Below are 15,306 nucleotides of genomic sequence, written 5' to 3' on the forward strand. Positions count from 1 at the left end.
TCAGTTAACTCTTCTTCGGTCTTTTTACGTCCACGTCCATCCTGCAGCGCATCTTGCCCGCCGTCTTGGTATTTCTTCACCCACTGATATACCTGTTGGTAGGAAACCTGATGTTGCTCCGCAGTCTTCCCATAGTCATCGTTATTTGTCAGGCAATATTGAACAATCTCTATCCGTTCTTAGGTAATCCAACACCGCCTGCAGCTTAAGTTCTGCGGTATAGCTGCGATTGATCGTTTGAATTTCTAACCCTTCCGAACCATAGACTCTATACCTTCGTTGCCATTTCGCCAATGTTGTTTTTAATAAGCCATATATATAGGTAGCGGCCATAAGGCCTAGTTCACCACTTTCAATCTCTCCGATAATAGTAGGTTTCTCTAATACGGAATATATAACTTTAGACATGAAAATGCTCCCCTCATAGCAACAGGTTTTTTATTATTTCACCTGTCTACTATTTGGGGAGCATATCAGCTAATGAGTAGGATTAATTAGCTTTAATTGTTCTTTACCAATGAATTATTACTTCTTTGTGGTATTATTTGTTAGTTAATACATGTCTGAGAGAGTTTATACAAATAAATGATTAAGCACAAATATCCTATTGGGGAGACCTATGACTGATATAACTTTAGACAATATCAAGATTACAGTAGACTCAAATGACACTGATTACAATCAGGTATGTAATAATTTATATGAGTACAATGTTCGTGCGACAAATGGGTTACTAAAAAAGCCAGGCAAAATATTAATTTATATCTAAAAGATAAATCAGGCAAAGTCGTGGGCGGTTTATTTTGTGAAACCTGGTCTTACGGTTTGTATATTGATGTATTTTGGATAGCTAATGAATACAGAAACAAAGGATATGGAAAAATCATGATGGCAGAAGCTAAGCGGATAGGGAAAGAACTTGGCTGTATATTTGCTCATACTTCCACATTCACGTATCAATCGCCGGAATTTTATAAGCGTATGAGTTATGAGATTTTTGCCGTTAATGATGAATACCCAGAAGATATAAAACAATTTTTCTTTAAGAAGAAATTATAGTATAAATATTTTTCAAGAGGAACGATAGACTAGCGTATTGCAACCCTGGAAATTCGCTCCGCTAACGGGCAGATTAGTGGGCGTTTATCAGTATTTTGTCGAGAAGGAGATAATTTTATGACTGATCACGTGGTTCAGTTACGACCTATAACTAAAGACAACGAAACTGAGTGCATCAATTTAAAGCCCCAAAAGGAGCAGGAGGATCTGGTAGCTCCCAATGCAGATTCCATTATACACGCTACGAAAGAACCAACATCCAAGCCTTTTGGTATTTATACTGACGATACAATGGTTGGTTTCCTGCTCTTTGACTATGAAATTTATAAGGACGGGTACTATTGGATACTGCGATTCATGGTCGATGCGCGTTTCCAAAAGAAAGGCTACGGATCGTTGGCAATAAGAGAGGTCATCAAGATACTATCCGCCAGGCCTGATTGTAAGCAAATTAGGGTTAATCATGTACCACATAACACCGCCGCGAATCGTTTATATAAAAGTCTCGGCTTTCAAGAGACTGGTGAAATGGAAGACGGGGAAATTGTACTTAGTTATTGTGTCAAACGAGACATCGGTGATGATCATTAAGCTATCGGGTAACGATAGTGGTATAAAGACACGACGGCAGCCGATCAAATGATGATCAGCTGCCGTTTTCTCAACTAGCTGGATTTATCGTTAATAACTCAAACAGATGATATAATTGAAAAATGGGATTTCATGGGACAATGGAAAGGAAGGGACGTTTTTTGTTTACCAATCATGTTGGAACTGCAGCATCGTTGAAATATCCGTTTGATTGTCTTCCAGATTTGATATTTGTCACTGAAGAAGAGATTATACCAGCGGATATTATCCTGGTTCCTGGTGGCAGTCACACTAAACCAATGAAGATTGCATCGGAGTTATTCCATTCAGGGATGGCAAATTACATATTACCTTCAGGTGGCTATAATGTAAAAATCGAAAAAACAGAATGGGAATTTCAAAAGGAGATTGGTATATCTTTAGGTGTTCCGGAAGATCGAATACTTAAAGAAGATCAAGCGAAAAACACATTCGAAAATGCAAGAAATTCCTGGAATGTTATCATGGAGCAGCAGATTGAAGTAAGACGTGCGATATTAGTTTGCAAGTCCTTTTTCTCAAGGAGGGCACTGATGACTTATCAAACCGTATTCCCTCCGAACGTAACCTTCCAAGTTAAGCAAGATGATTTACGTTATAACAAAGAAAACTGGTTTCTTGATGAAGTTGGAATAAAAACAGTTCTCACTGAAGCAGAAAAAGTCACGAAATATTTTGGACATCACATTCCTAATTGGGTCCATCAGAAGGAACAGGTATTAAGCTAAAGGGGACTCGATAGTTTAATCATGAAGGGCAGACCAGAATTTGGTCTGCCGCTTTGTCATTTAACAGTTCATTTCATAGGGCTTTTTTCATTGTCTACAATATTGGGGCTGGACCATATCGTATGGTGGGCTGTTTTATATGCATTCTAACCTATTTCTTCGTCAGAGCTTTTAACTCCTCGATCGCCATCGTGATGTGTTCCTCTCCCAATGTCGTTTCCGCTCCGTAAAAAAACAATACATTGGCTACATGGTGGGAACGATAAGACGCCAAATCCGCCGCTGCCCAGCTATTAGCAAAATCCTCTAAGCCTTTTTCAGCCTCTTTGCTTGATGAATAAATATAAATACTAATACTTTGACTCGTATTATAGTTGAATTGCTCCGGCTTTATATCGTTATAGGCTCTAGAAAATACAGCACCCGTGTTTATATCGGTTTTTGCGGTTAACGGGATGCCATGTCTTTCAAATACACTCTTTATTTGATCCAATGTTATCGTTTCTTCGTTTCTTTCGTTCGAACCGCCGCCATAAGCACAGCCTGTAACGGCTAAACAAATCATACAAACGATCATAACCATTTTCCTCATAACATCGCCCCTTTGACTGCTATGACGTGTAAATAAGGGAATAAGTTACAGGAACTCATCCCAGCCAAGCCCTAATTCGGTAACGGTATCATTGCCTATTTGGATATCTTTTTTCGTAAAGGCCTTCGCCCCTAATCGATAATAAAAGTTGATTGCACTATTTTTCTCCAGCACCCATACCATTAATGTTTGATAATTATGTATTCTCAAATGATCGACCACAGCGGAAAACAGTGCTTTTCCGAACCCGAGCCCCTGGTACTCCTCCAGCAAGTATATGGAGTAAAGCTCTGCGTCGTAGTCGTATTGCTCACTCCTGCACTTCCCACCGTTTGCGAATCCTACTATCGTACCTTCATCATTTTCAATAACGTAAATCACTTCATCAGGGTTCGAGCGATTAAATACCCATAACCAATTTTTAATACGACTTTCGATGCTTAGCTTGGACAAATAATCATCCGAGATTATCCCTTTGTAGGTGGATTTCCAGCTCTCTACGTGAACATGAGCGATATCAGGTACATCGTCAATCGTCGCCAGTCTAATCCGCATATGATCCTCTTTTCTTATCGCGCAAATGGAATGAATACACTTTATAAATCGGTTTGCCATGCCTAACAACATAAATCATAGTACTAGCCTCTCATTTTATATATATTTCCATTGGATATTATTGGAATGAGTGATACTATGATTTTAGTTGATATGACTTCTATATCGCAAGAAGAATGTAATAATGATTTTGTTATGATAAGCATGTTATGTTCAGTACATAATTAGAATGGGAGGAACCAAAATGTTAGTTGTCACTACAGAAAATATTCCTGGTTATCATATTGATAAAGTATTAGGCCACACGTTTGGTGTAGTAGTAAGAAGCCGCGGCCTTGGAGGAAATATTACAGCCTCTGTGCGAAGTATATTCGGTGGAGAAATTAAAGAATATACTGAAATGATTGAAGATGCCCGTAAGGTCGCTATAGACCGTATGATTCAAAATGCACATGCCATGGGAGCAAATGCAATCGTGATGATGCGATTTGACTCTGGTGAAATCGGACAAACGATGTCTGAAATCGTCGCTTATGGTACTGCAGTTGTGGCTGAGAAAAATTAGCGATGCCCTATTTCATGAGCATTTACTTCGCCCTTCAATTGTTGGTTATTATTATCGCTATTATTAGTACGTTTATATATCGCCGTAGGCGGCTAAAGCAACGCACGCTTCAGCCTCCAGCTGGTTTCCAGAAAACGAATGAAATATTTATTGATCCGACAACGGGCGTTCAGCAGCAAGTATGGTTTAACCCTAGTACTGGAGAAAGATTTTATGAAAGAACAGATAACAATAAAAAATAAGCTAATTCACGGTGGTTAAAGCTGCCTTGAATTAGCTTATTTTTTTAAAATTCAATTAGAGTCCTGCTAAGCGCACCACAGCATGACTACTCATAAGCCCGTATTTCAACAACTTCAGCATAAGGGCATCCATTTGTAGCTTCAATTACAACGCGGATCTTATTGGTACGGATAGGCTCCAGCTGATGCGTCCGTTTACGTTTTCTATTATCCGTCTCACGCAGCAATACCTTCCATTGCTCATCGACAAAAGCCTCAATTCGATAATCCTTCACCAGCTCAGGAATAACTTCAAATGGCGTTCTATGATGGTGCAGGTTGATTAGATCCTCATTCACATCATCATTGAAGGTAATATGAATATTGGATATGGAAACAGAGGAACCCCACTCAAGAGAAAGCCACTCTGGCTTATTGCTCTCCATTCGATTAGAAACCCATGTATGAGGACCGCCATATGGTCTTGTATAGCCATCAATAGCAGATACCGCTTCGTATGCTGTAGTCTCAGGGAATGCCTTGAAGCAGAAAGGTGTTCTGTGCAGCCCTTTCATTTGCCAAGCCATGGTCTGCTGCGTATCCGAGTAACTAGAGAAATCAGCGGATGAATCGATCTTGTTCTCGAAGCACAACACACCGTAAAGCGGCGTTTCAGACGTATACAATTGCAGCTCCGGGTTCGACTGAATGACAACGAATAAATTGATCGCTTCTTCCGCCTTATAATCAAGCGCAAAATCAACCCACTGCTTCGTTCCCTGTGTTACTTTCACGGTATGCTTGGAGATAAGTCCCATTGGAATATAGTTTTCCTTTTTTCCGGTAGGATGAATTTCAATCGTCATTTCTGTATTCGCCAAAGCATCTACAAGCAGAGACAGCTTGTTTAGCTCCGAAGTGACCGGGAATGTTATTCCAACCGGATTCAGTAAAGAATAAACCTTAGAAGCATCATCTATATGCACGTTTCTCATCGTACTCGAAGCAGCTGCTTTGGCGCTTCTCCCCAGATCGCCAGCATCCTCATTGCGAATACCAATAATGGAAGCATCTTGTCTAAGGAGTGTTTGCTGCAGCTCTGCAAGATGAGACTGACTTAGCTCTCTTGGTGTAATTCCCTTCATAGCAGAGAGGGCAGCTCCCGTCCCAGCCGCTTCTCCCATTACCGCACAGGTAGCCATCACTCTAGTCGTGCCAAAAGCAACATGTGTCGCACTAACATTTCTGCCAGCGAACAATAAATTATTAACGTTGCTGGAATACAGCGAACGGAACGGAATATGATACGTACCATCTGCATGGAAGTGTTTGGAGCCGCTCTCTTCCGCATACATTCCCTTTGGTGGATGCAAATCGATGGACCAGCCACCGAACGCTACTCGATCCTCAAATTGCTCCTGCGCCACAATATCATTCTGATTGAGGATATAATCACCAACAAATCTCCTGTATTCCCGTTTGCCAGGGAGAGATCCTACCCATTCCAGAGTCATATTATCCGCTTCAAACTTTCCTGAGTTTTTAATATAATCCCAGATGCCATAAATAACGGACCACAGCTCATCCCGTATTCTCTCGTTCTCATGAACGGTATCCAGCTCTCCGCCCCATTCAATCCACCAGTAGTGGCAGCCCGAATCTCCGCTTCGCATTACCCGGCGTACCGGTATGGAGGTTTGGGAAATATCCTTGGCAAAGCTTGGCGGGATATATTTGACTGGTTGGCCTGCATCCTTTGTATAAAATAAAATCGTGCTTCCGAGCGTGATGTCATCCGCAACTTCAGGAGCCCAATCCTCCTTAAATTCATGATGCGCTTCCCGTCCAATTCGAAACTTTGCTCCTGCTAGAAAACCGACCAGACCGTCTCCGGTGCAATCTAAAAACATTTTGCTCTCGAAGCGAATTTTGCGTTCAGATCCCATCATCCAGCCTGTCACGGAATGAATCTGACGATCCACCTCTGAGCCAGTTGCCTCAACCTCATGTACATCCGTGTTGAGGAACAGCTCAATGTTTTTCTCCGCTTTAACGGCTTCTAATACAATTAGATCCCAAAGATAAGGATTGCCATCAGGATTGCGATACTGATTTTCTACAAACAATTCACCCATAATACCCGTTTCTCTGGCATAACGATTCACGCCATGCCCTGTAGCGCCGCATACCCAAACGCGCACCTCGCTGCTGGAGTTGCCTCCCAAGACAGGTCGGTTCTGTACCAAGGATACTCTCTGTCCCAGTCTAGCCGCAGCAATGGCAGCGCAAACGCCGGCGAGCCCGCCACCAATGACGGTTACTTCTGTCTTTATAATTTCAGATCTCATATCATAACGCTCCTTTTCGTTGTGAGTGATCAGCCCTTAACGGCAGAGCCGGATATGCCCTGGATAATATATTTTTGACCGATGATAAAGATTAGGATCATAGGGACAATCGCAGCGGTTGCCGCAGCCATCATGCCGTTGTAATCGACGTTATTTTCCAAAATAAAATTTTGCAAGCCAAGCGGAATCGTATATAAATTGGGGCTGGATAAAAATACGAGCGCGTTCTCAAAGTCATTCCAGTGCCACGAGAAGTCGATAATTGTAAAGGTAGCAAGTGCCGGCTTCGCTAAAGGCAGAACAAGCTTAAAGAAAATGCGAAAATGGCCGGCACCGTCTATAAAAGCAGATTCCGTAATTTCCTTCGGAATGCTCATAAAAAATTGCCTTAGCATAAACACGCCAAAAATCGAGAACAAGCCCGGCAATATAAGCGCCCAATGCGTATTGTATATATGCATCCAGTTAAACATGATGAACTTCGGAACAAAAATAACCTGTGGCGGTATCATCATCATGGACAAGTAGACGAGAAACATGGCATTCCTGCCTCTAAACTCGATTCTCGCAAAACCATAAGCAGCGAAAGCGGATAGAAACACTGCGCCGACTGTGCTAATAATGGAGATTTTAAGTGAATTCAAATAATAGGTGATGAAGTTATAGTCACCTGTCCAAATTCTTTCATGGCTTCTCCAATCAAGCTTAGAGGGCAGCCATCTTGTAAATACTTCACTTGGACTCTGCAGGGACGTGCTGACCATCCATAGAAACGGAAGTATCATGAACACGCCGCAAATGAGCATGAGTACAGTTAACGGCATCTTGGTTTTGACAGAGCTGACTAGATTGTTCATTGAAAACTCCCCTTTCTAATAGTGGACCCAGCGCTTCTGGCTAATCCATTGAATGACGGTTATCCCCATAATAATAGCGAACAAGAACCATGATATCGCTGAAGCATAGCCCATTTCATAATAGCTGAAGGCTGTTTTGTAAATGTATAGCGACAAGATCGTCGTGCTTCCGCTCGGACCGCCTTGTGTAATCGCTTGAATGATGGAGAAGGATTTCATCGTCATGATTAAGCCCGTAATGAGCAGCATAAAGGTAGTCGGACTAACAAGCGGCCATACAATTCGCCATGTGACAGTCCGGCTCTTCGCGCCGTCTATCTTCGCTGCTTCCAGCAGTTCAGGCGACACTTCTTGAAGCGCAGCAAGATAAATAATCATGTTGTAGCCTAACAAGAACCAGATCTGTATGATGTCAATCGCATACATCGCAGTCTCGGTATCAGCGAACCAGCCTGGCGGCGATACAATGCCAATCCAGCGAAGTATTTCATTGATGGGCCCTTGAGAAGGCTGAAACAAGAGCATCCAAACGAATGCAACAGCTACCCCGCTAGAAATATAGGGAAGAAAAAACATCCCCCGCAGCAGCCCTTTCAGATATACATTCTTATTCAGAACGAGAGCGACGACAAAAGATAGTCCAAGCGATACTGGAACAGAAAGAAGGAATATCGCCGTATTCTTAATCGCATTATAAAACTGATCATCCTGGAACATTCGCTTTATATTGTCCATTCCCGTGAACGAGACATTTGGATTCGAAAATTGATAATCGGTAAAAATCAGTCCAAAGGAAAATAACGCAGGTACGACAAAAAACAATAATACGCCCAACATATTCGGAAGAATAAACACATAACCCAACCAGCTTTGCTTGCGCATCCAGCTCGTTTTACTCATAACAACCCGCCTTTCTTCGTTCACCCGTAAAAAAAAGTAAGAAGGACAAGGCTGCTCCTTCTTACTTTCTTTACGCAGCTTATTTCTTGATGAATTCGTTGTGCCGCTCTGCCATATTTTTCAACGTCGTGTCGATATCTTGCTTATTGAGGAAATACTTCTCATATTCTTCTTTGCGCGCATCGATCACTTGCTGAGGCACGTTAAGCTGGAATGATTCGAATTTGCCGAATACCACTTTGTTTAGAGAATCCCGATCATAATTTTCTTCATACCCTTTTAGGAGCAAATCGATCGCTTCCGTGCTGTCTACACTTTTGGATGACGGAATGCGTCCGCCCGGAGCCATTGGCAGCATTCCGCCATCAGCGTACCATTTCACAAATTCCCAAGCCGCTTCTTGATTTTTGGATTTCGCGTTAACCGAAATCACGTCGCCCAATCCGCCTGGATATTTGAAGTTGGTTTGATCCTTGGAGATACGCGGAATTGGTGCAAAAGCAATTTTGAAATCATGCGGGAAATCGACTAGATTGTTCGCATTACGGAATATAAATTCACCAGCTGTCAGCATCGCTGTCTCACCTTTTAGGAACATCGTATCCACCGGCATCTTGCTGGTCAGCTGCTCGCCATATTCCGGAGTTGATTTATCCTTGAACATCATGTTGTGCAAAATTTCAAACCCTTGTTTCCAATAAGCATTATCGAAGTTGGATGTGCCGTCTGCTTTCACGTACCCGTCTCCACCGATCGTGCCGTCGAATTGCGTAGTAAATGCAGCATCATGCTGGAGCAAGCCCCATACATTAGGTTGTTTCAATTTCAGTGCATATTCCTGTAAATCAGACCATGTCCAATCTAGCGGAGGAATAGGCAAACCTGCCGCATCAAGCATATCTTTGTTCAACCAGATGAACGCCATGTTTTTCTTTGTAGGCATGCCGTAATACTTGTCATTAATCATCCATTGCTTAGCTTCAGGACCCATTTGCTCATCAATGTTGTAATCCGTCTTTGCGCTCATATCTACGGCTACACCTGCATCTATTCTCTTTTGAAGGCGAGAGAGGGTGTAGTTTATATAAATATCTGCATCTTGCCCAGCAAGCAAAGCAGTATCCAGCTTTAAGTTGCCCGCATCATCATTAACGAACCGAACATATTCCACTTGTACATTTGGATTCTCGGCATTCCATGCGTCAACAACTGCTTGAGGTCCCGCTTCAGGAGGCACGCCGCCCCATAACGTAAGCTTAATCTTTTTGGTTGTTGTGGCGCCGTTGTTTGTTGGTGTCCCCGAAACATTATTTTTGTTGTTCCCACCGCATCCAGCGATCAGAACCACGACAAGAATAAGAGAAAGAGCACTGATCAACATTCTGTTTCTTTTCATTTCTTTGCCCCCTACAAACTTGTTTAATTGCTTAGTTAAATCTTATCACCGGGCATTTCGCGAGGTAAGGAACGATATTTGGCGATTCATGATACATTCTTTGGATCATTTATTTTGCTCTTTGCGATATTCACTTGGCGTCATGCCGCACCATCGTTTAAAAATTTTAATAAAATAGTTGTCATTTTCGAATCCTACTTGCCTTGCAATCTCACCTATCGATTGGCTTGTTTCCTCAAGCAGCATCTTTGCTGCCTCGATTCGGCGGTTCTGTACATAGTGAATAAAGGTTTGGCTCGTTTTTTTCTTAAACAAATCACTCACATAGCTTGCATCCATAGAAATAAGCTCAGCTGCACGTTTTAATGTGATTTCCTCAGCGTAATGCTCCTCAATATGGCGAATAATTTTATTCATCTCTGGATGATCCGTAGGCTCAGACGTATTCTTCTTCGGAAACCACTTGGCTGCTTTTCTTAATTGCTCTCGCTGCTCTAGTTCAAGGGTTACCTTCTCAAGTGCCTGCTTCAACCCGCTCACATCCATTGAAAGCTTAAGTAAATAGCTGGACGCCCCAAACTCCAACGACTGCCTTGCATACTCGAATTCGTTCATACAGGTAAGCATAACGAATCGGCAATCAAGCCCTTCTTTCCTGACAGATTTCAGCAGCTCTACTCCATCCATCATGGGCATATCAATATCCGAAATGACCACGTCCGGCTGCAATTCTCGAATCGCCTGCAACGCTTCCTCGCCGTCATTAGCAGTCGCTATAATTTCAAAAGGAAGATTAGCTTTGCTCATCAGCTTGCTGAGACTCGCTCTTGCATGCTGTTCATCATCAACGATCAATACGGTCCACATCGCTGTCAGCCTCCTTTAAATAGGGTTTCGATAATAATAGAGGGAGATGCATCATTACCTTTGTTCCCTCTTCTGATGAGGCAAGGGACAAGCCTGTACTCTGATTTTTGAAAAGAAGCTCCAAGCTTTCTCGAATATTTTGAATACCGATGCTCTTCCGCTTACGGAACACCTTCTTCTCTTTGGCACGTTCTACCCCTACTCCATTGTCCGCCACTTCAAGATACAAAAGATCATGTCTCGCCTCTGCTTTGATTTCAATTCGGCCGTCACTCCGTCTCCCTCCAAACCCATGTATAATGGCGTTTTCTACCAAAGGCTGAAGACAGAATTTCGGAACCAGTGCAAAGTTTAGCTCGTCACTTAGCTCATAGCTGACTGTAATGTGCCCACCGAAGCGCGCGCTTTGTATGCGCATATAGGAATCGATAAGCGCAATCTCATCTTTCAGCAAGATAAGATCGACCTCTACATTCAATGTCGTCTCTAATATTTTTCCGAGCGAAACACAAATTTCATAAATGTCATCCTCATCCTTCTCAAGCGCTATGCTTTTAATAACATTAAGCGTATTCAAAAGAAAATGCGGGTTCATTTGAGATAAGAGAACCTGAAAGCGGACAATCTGCCTTTGACGTTCCTCTAATTGAAGCCGTTCCATTAAGCCATTTATATCGTCAATCATAGTATTGAAGCTTCGCGTGAGTGCAAGAATTTCACCTCGCCCTTGTTCTGGCAGCTTTACTTTGAGGTTAGTCTTGACCGATATCTCCATCTTTCGCTGCAGCGTTTTTAGCGGAACAGTAATCGTTGAAGAAATAAAATAGGTCATCATGACAAACACAAGCGTAATCAACCCGAAAATGGCGAAAAAGCGTTTTTTCAACGTTTCCACTTCTTCAAACAGCAAGGACAAGGGTACTTTTTTCACAATAAATCCATTTAACTGGGCAATACGGCTGAACGTATACAATACCTTCTCATCTTGGCTAACAATGGAAGCGGATGCCGATGGCTCTTTTACTTCGAGCATCGCTGATAAAATGGCAGGATCAATCGCTTCATCGGCATCAGACTGCACCATTGATTTTCCTGTATGATCCAATAAATAATAGATGCCTTCGCGCTGCCTATCTCTCATCACCTTGTTGAACCATTGCTCATAATCGATGCTGATACGGGCATAGGCATACTCTTTGAGATTCTCATCGCGGAGCATCTGATAGAGACTAAGCATATTTTGATTGGGTTTAATAACCGGACTCACATAATTGGTATCGCTTGCATTCCAAATGGAGCTTTCCCCTTCATTGGAGGAAAGCATCCTTACCCATGCTTCATTCGTAATCGAGGAGTAATTCAGTGGCTCACGTGGAGCAAAGGAGGTATAGGCATAACCTTGTTTATCTACCAGCGTATAATACACCGTTGCACCAGTCAGGAAGAAGCTGTTCTCAATGCTTGCGAACTTATTCTCCACCAGTTCCTTCCGCGTTAGCGGATCTTTCTGCTCCGGATTTTTCATAACCGAGCGGATGGTGTCATCCTGTTCTAATAGCAGGCCTGTCTTCATAACAAGCCCGAGCACATCCAGGAAAGACTTCTCGATATCGAGAAGCTGATCCTCGTTTTTGGCGGAGGCTTCCTCCTGCAGAACTCTTTCCGTTTCACTGAAATTATAAATAACTAATAAAACGAACGGAGCTAGCACTAGCAGCAAAAAAGCCATCAATATTCTGTTTTTGAACGTTTCTGGAGTTAAGCCTCTAATCCATTTGTTCACGCGATATGCCTCCCAAGTGCTCTCATCTGTTTAAAAATTGATTCGACATACCTCTCAAGATAACGCGAATAGTCCGTAGGAGCAAGCTTGAAAATAAAGCGGATAACTCTCCTTCATCATGACATAAACGAATGGATTGACCTAACTTGCGGTGTTTGCGCCCAGTGAAAAAAAAGAGCCCTTTGGGGCTCCCTCAAATGGCGTGTTGTCGCATACCGTAAATTATCTTCTTGAAAGCACCTTCGTGCTCCGCTTAATTCTGTATTTATAGAGAGTCCTTTTTTTAACGAGGCATTCTATTCATAAAACGTTCCGTGTTCTTCATAAAGCCATACTTTTCGTATAGTCCATGACCATCGAGCGTACCAAGTAGACCCATCATTCCTTCAAATTGCTCGGTTATCACTTCTACTAATTTCTTCCCTAGCCCGGCGCCTCTATATTCCTCATCAATATAAACGTCGCACAGATAATACATAGTCGCAAAGTCCGTCACTACACGAGCAAAACCAACCTGCTTGTCCCCATCATACACGCCAAAGCAGACCGAGTTATTTATAGATTTTTTTATCATTTCTAATGACCTTTTATTCGCCCAATAGCTTCTAGCTAAGAAGCCACAAATGGTGTCAAACTTAAGCATTGATTTATCATCGCTTATTACATACCGGTCATACAATAGCTCCATATTAACACCCAACCTCTCTTATCCTTTTAGAAAACCAGAAGCCTTATGTTCGCGAAGCCAACTGATCATAAAATCAAACAACTCTACAGAATACGTGTGTTCTTCGAGTCTTGAGGGCATTGTCTCTACAATTTGTTGTACATTATTTTCAATCGATACGGATTCAATGAAACTGACCAAACCCGGAATAAATGAATTTAAAGCTTCAAAATAGTGCTTTTGCGGTTCAATAAATGTTAAATTCATTTCAAACCCGCTGCGTCCCCTGGTTGCGTCACCCTCTTTGCGTTTACGCAGCTCAGCCTCATTTATGCTCAATAGGTAATACTTATCTGGAAAGCCAATCTTGCGGGCAAGCAATTGCTTACGGAAATAATCCGTTAGGAACTCAAGCGACTGTCCGCCAAAGAGAGTATACCCAAAAGCCCAGTTGTACCAGAAAGGCTGAAATAGATCGATATCAATAACAACAAAACGATGGTCCTTACTCTTCTCCTGCGCTATTCTGAAGCGATCAAGCTGACGCTCAAAAAACCATTCAGGATACTCGTTTTCTGGGCGTTTCCACAACGTATTCACTTCGGGAATATGATAACCGCCGTATTTTAATGCTAATGCGCTTGAGGTGGTCGTCTTGCCAACTGCACTCGCACCTTCCATATGTATAATTGTCATGATAACACCTTCACATTCCGCTTAACTCTGCGTTTATAGGAAATCCATGAAATGAATAGCGATTCCTCTGCTTTATGGCTTGCAACCTTATCTATGAAGTAAAAATCTTGGGGACCTACCTCTATTTTTGTAATGGGCAGCACCGGCGATTCACTAATCCACTCGTCAAAAGACACGACAGAATGACTAACCATTTTGAACGTATCCTGTGGTAAAATGTACACCATTCCGCTCGTCCAAGGTGCTTTATTTTTAGTCTCGCTAGTGATAGAGAAGAAATAATAGCTCTGAGATGCCTTCACTTTTAAACAAGCATTTCGAAAGTTGCCTACCACTTTACTCCGATCAAAAACCGCATAAAACAACGGCCAAATGCCATCTTTTGTGCCAAATATGGCTTCTACATATTTACCGTTAAAAAGCGTCTGCTTTCTTAACTCGAATTGTTCAATATTTTTATGATTTGACCCGTGCATAATGACTGGTTTTGTCATTGCAATATACTGAACAAAACGGAATTTTGGAAAAGTGCTGGCGTACATTATTTCAGATTTATTGCGGACAGCATCCGAATACAATCTTTCATATTCATTGACCTCGTCCTCTGTGAACTTAAATACAGGGGAGCGATAAAATAGAAGTCCCAGCAGCACTGATACTACCTTGGTTACCATACAATTCCCTCTATTCGGACAGAGCCATTATTTTTTCACACTTCTTATGAAGGTATTGCCCACAACAAGCGTAACGGCGATAACAACAATAATTACTAGAGTATCTTCAGTATCATGCACACGATGGGTTAAATCGAACAGATACCCTAATTCGAAAACAGGATAACTAACCATATAGCAAAATAATGTTTTGTGCTCATCGTATCAGCCTCTTTTCTCAAAACGAGTTATTTAGTAAAATCATTCTCGCTTTGCTTCCAATTATTTTTCACAAACAAAAAAGCGATAAGCAACAAAAATAGACCGCCGATATAAAACAGCACTGTCTTTAAATGAAATGCTTTTCCTTCATATTCGCTCCCATACGCTGCCTTAATGAAAGTACCGTCGTCCCGCTTTATCGCAATGGCCTCTTTTATCGATATATCCTTAATTGCGTAGTATTCCGTTCCTTTCGGATAAACGTTTGAGAAATTGCCAGAGTACGTTCCTTCTTTGTCTGAATAGGAAGTAACCTTACCGATTTTAGAGCCAATCTGTGCGGATTCCACCTGAGTATTTGAAACTATGTAAGACTTGCCTTCGTTCACAACGAAACGCTGCGCCCAATCCGCATGAGCAGTCCCTAACGTAATAAATGAACTTACTGCGAAAAAAATACTCATTAAAAACATAAAATTCCTCATTTGGTCTCACCTCCCTATATTGTATCTTATTATGACGAAAAGATAGAGAGAGAGTTGCATGAGAATCATAATAAACAAATAA

19 protein-coding genes are annotated in these 15,306 nt (G+C 41.9%); 5 read left to right on the plus strand and 14 right to left on the minus strand.

From position 1 onward, the window contains the following. Positions 1-173, minus strand: a 173-nt coding sequence (locus AC1DM9_RS15760) for a helix-turn-helix domain-containing protein (RefSeq protein ID WP_477509601.1), incomplete at its 3' end; no start/stop codon positions are given. Further along, positions 142-408 carry a hypothetical protein gene (locus tag AC1DM9_RS15765; RefSeq protein ID WP_477580955.1) on the minus strand — a complete coding sequence of 89 codons (267 nt, stop codon included), beginning with the start codon at positions 406-408 and terminating at the stop codon, positions 142-144. The genes AC1DM9_RS15765 and AC1DM9_RS15760, both read right to left, overlap by 32 nt. A 381-nt stretch (positions 409-789) precedes the next feature. Between AC1DM9_RS15765 and AC1DM9_RS15770 the strand changes: the two genes are divergently transcribed. The 3 genes from AC1DM9_RS15770 (at position 790) to AC1DM9_RS15780 (ending at position 2,417) form a co-directional block, all read left to right on the plus strand. Beyond that, positions 790-1,059, plus strand: coding sequence for a GNAT family N-acetyltransferase (locus AC1DM9_RS15770; protein WP_477550576.1), 270 nt, complete (start codon positions 790-792; stop codon positions 1,057-1,059). 117 nt (positions 1,060-1,176) lie between these two features. Next, on the plus strand, positions 1,177-1,650 hold the full coding sequence (locus AC1DM9_RS15775) for a GNAT family N-acetyltransferase (protein WP_477580957.1): 474 nt from the start codon (positions 1,177-1,179) through the stop codon (positions 1,648-1,650). A gap of 161 nt (positions 1,651-1,811) precedes the next feature. Further along, positions 1,812-2,417 (plus strand): YdcF family protein, encoded by a 606-nt coding sequence (locus AC1DM9_RS15780; protein ID WP_477580960.1) that lies wholly within the window; start codon positions 1,812-1,814, stop codon positions 2,415-2,417. Between the two features lie 151 nt (positions 2,418-2,568). Here the strand turns inward: AC1DM9_RS15780 and AC1DM9_RS15785 are convergent, their stop codons facing one another. Both AC1DM9_RS15785 and AC1DM9_RS15790 read right to left on the minus strand, forming a co-directional pair. Then, complete coding sequence (locus AC1DM9_RS15785) at positions 2,569-3,009, minus strand: hypothetical protein (RefSeq protein ID WP_477580962.1); 441 nt, start codon at positions 3,007-3,009, stop codon at positions 2,569-2,571. Between the two features lie 45 nt (positions 3,010-3,054). After that, complete coding sequence (locus AC1DM9_RS15790; RefSeq protein WP_477580964.1) at positions 3,055-3,564, minus strand: N-acetyltransferase family protein; 510 nt, start codon at positions 3,562-3,564, stop codon at positions 3,055-3,057. 244 nt (positions 3,565-3,808) lie between these two features. Between AC1DM9_RS15790 and AC1DM9_RS15795 the strand changes: the two genes are divergently transcribed. Further along, a complete protein-coding gene (locus AC1DM9_RS15795) occupies positions 3,809-4,129 on the plus strand; it encodes a heavy metal-binding domain-containing protein (RefSeq protein ID WP_076266362.1) in 321 nt (106 codons plus the stop codon). A 14-nt stretch (positions 4,130-4,143) separates the two neighbouring features. Beyond that, complete coding sequence (locus AC1DM9_RS15800) at positions 4,144-4,371, plus strand: hypothetical protein (protein WP_441874594.1); 228 nt, start codon at positions 4,144-4,146, stop codon at positions 4,369-4,371. A gap of 86 nt (positions 4,372-4,457) precedes the next feature. On the opposite strand, the gene AC1DM9_RS15805 is transcribed toward AC1DM9_RS15800, so the two are convergent. The 10 genes from AC1DM9_RS15805 to AC1DM9_RS15850 form a co-directional block, all read right to left on the minus strand. Then, a complete protein-coding gene (locus tag AC1DM9_RS15805) occupies positions 4,458-6,698 on the minus strand; it encodes an FAD-dependent oxidoreductase (RefSeq protein ID WP_477580965.1) in 2,241 nt (746 codons plus the stop codon). Between the two features lie 29 nt (positions 6,699-6,727). Then, positions 6,728-7,555, minus strand: coding sequence for a carbohydrate ABC transporter permease (locus AC1DM9_RS15810; RefSeq protein ID WP_076266365.1), 828 nt, complete (start codon positions 7,553-7,555; stop codon positions 6,728-6,730). A gap of 15 nt (positions 7,556-7,570) precedes the next feature. After that, a complete protein-coding gene (locus AC1DM9_RS15815) occupies positions 7,571-8,455 on the minus strand; it encodes a carbohydrate ABC transporter permease (RefSeq protein ID WP_339205520.1) in 885 nt (294 codons plus the stop codon). A gap of 79 nt (positions 8,456-8,534) precedes the next feature. After that, complete coding sequence (locus tag AC1DM9_RS15820; protein ID WP_477580967.1) at positions 8,535-9,851, minus strand: ABC transporter substrate-binding protein; 1,317 nt, start codon at positions 9,849-9,851, stop codon at positions 8,535-8,537. Between the two features lie 105 nt (positions 9,852-9,956). Then, positions 9,957-10,718: a response regulator transcription factor gene (locus AC1DM9_RS15825; RefSeq protein ID WP_076266368.1), complete on the minus strand. Its 762-nt coding sequence runs from the start codon at positions 10,716-10,718 to the stop codon at positions 9,957-9,959. Further along, positions 10,696-12,501, minus strand: a complete 1,806-nt coding sequence (locus AC1DM9_RS15830) for a sensor histidine kinase (RefSeq protein ID WP_477580969.1) — start codon at positions 12,499-12,501, stop codon at positions 10,696-10,698. Before AC1DM9_RS15830 ends, AC1DM9_RS15825 begins: the two co-directional genes overlap by 23 nt. A 283-nt stretch (positions 12,502-12,784) precedes the next feature. Next, the gene (locus AC1DM9_RS15835; RefSeq protein WP_477580971.1) at positions 12,785-13,075 is read right to left on the minus strand and encodes a GNAT family N-acetyltransferase; all 291 of its coding nucleotides are present in this window, start codon (positions 13,073-13,075) and stop codon (positions 12,785-12,787) included. A 132-nt stretch (positions 13,076-13,207) separates the two neighbouring features. Beyond that, positions 13,208-13,864 carry an ATP-binding protein gene (locus AC1DM9_RS15840; protein WP_477580972.1) on the minus strand — a complete coding sequence of 219 codons (657 nt, stop codon included), beginning with the start codon at positions 13,862-13,864 and terminating at the stop codon, positions 13,208-13,210. Beyond that, a complete protein-coding gene (locus AC1DM9_RS15845; RefSeq protein ID WP_477509480.1) occupies positions 13,861-14,538 on the minus strand; it encodes a hypothetical protein in 678 nt (225 codons plus the stop codon). Before AC1DM9_RS15845 ends, AC1DM9_RS15840 begins: the two co-directional genes overlap by 4 nt. Before the next feature lie 227 nt (positions 14,539-14,765). Continuing rightward, positions 14,766-15,224, minus strand: coding sequence for a hypothetical protein (locus AC1DM9_RS15850; protein WP_441874586.1), 459 nt, complete (start codon positions 15,222-15,224; stop codon positions 14,766-14,768). Positions 15,225-15,306: the final 82 nt, after the last annotated feature.

The sequence above is a fragment of the Paenibacillus sp. 01T431 genome (assembly GCF_056398625.1).

Coding starts and splice junctions, on each gene's coding strand:
- AC1DM9_RS15815 (WP_339205520.1), bottom strand. CDS start 8,455: ATGAGTAAAACGAGCTGGATGCGCAAGCAAAGCTGGTTGGGTTATGTG.
- AC1DM9_RS15800 (WP_441874594.1), top strand. CDS start 4,144: ATGAGCATTTACTTCGCCCTTCAATTGTTGGTTATTATTATCGCTATT.
- AC1DM9_RS15820 (WP_477580967.1), bottom strand. CDS start 9,851: ATGAAAAGAAACAGAATGTTGATCAGTGCTCTTTCTCTTATTCTTGTC.
- AC1DM9_RS15810 (WP_076266365.1), bottom strand. CDS start 7,555: ATGAACAATCTAGTCAGCTCTGTCAAAACCAAGATGCCGTTAACTGTA.
- AC1DM9_RS15790 (WP_477580964.1), bottom strand. CDS start 3,564: ATGCGGATTAGACTGGCGACGATTGACGATGTACCTGATATCGCTCAT.
- AC1DM9_RS15805 (WP_477580965.1), bottom strand. CDS start 6,698: ATGAGATCTGAAATTATAAAGACAGAAGTAACCGTCATTGGTGGCGGG.
- AC1DM9_RS15765 (WP_477580955.1), bottom strand. CDS start 408: ATGTCTAAAGTTATATATTCCGTATTAGAGAAACCTACTATTATCGGA.
- AC1DM9_RS15845 (WP_477509480.1), bottom strand. CDS start 14,538: ATGGTAACCAAGGTAGTATCAGTGCTGCTGGGACTTCTATTTTATCGC.
- AC1DM9_RS15835 (WP_477580971.1), bottom strand. CDS start 13,075: ATGATAAAAAAATCTATAAATAACTCGGTCTGCTTTGGCGTGTATGAT.
- AC1DM9_RS15825 (WP_076266368.1), bottom strand. CDS start 10,718: ATGTGGACCGTATTGATCGTTGATGATGAACAGCATGCAAGAGCGAGT.
- AC1DM9_RS15795 (WP_076266362.1), top strand. CDS start 3,809: ATGTTAGTTGTCACTACAGAAAATATTCCTGGTTATCATATTGATAAA.
- AC1DM9_RS15785 (WP_477580962.1), bottom strand. CDS start 3,009: ATGAGGAAAATGGTTATGATCGTTTGTATGATTTGTTTAGCCGTTACA.
- AC1DM9_RS15840 (WP_477580972.1), bottom strand. CDS start 13,864: ATGACAATTATACATATGGAAGGTGCGAGTGCAGTTGGCAAGACGACC.
- AC1DM9_RS15850 (WP_441874586.1), bottom strand. CDS start 15,224: ATGAGGAATTTTATGTTTTTAATGAGTATTTTTTTCGCAGTAAGTTCA.
- AC1DM9_RS15775 (WP_477580957.1), top strand. CDS start 1,177: ATGACTGATCACGTGGTTCAGTTACGACCTATAACTAAAGACAACGAA.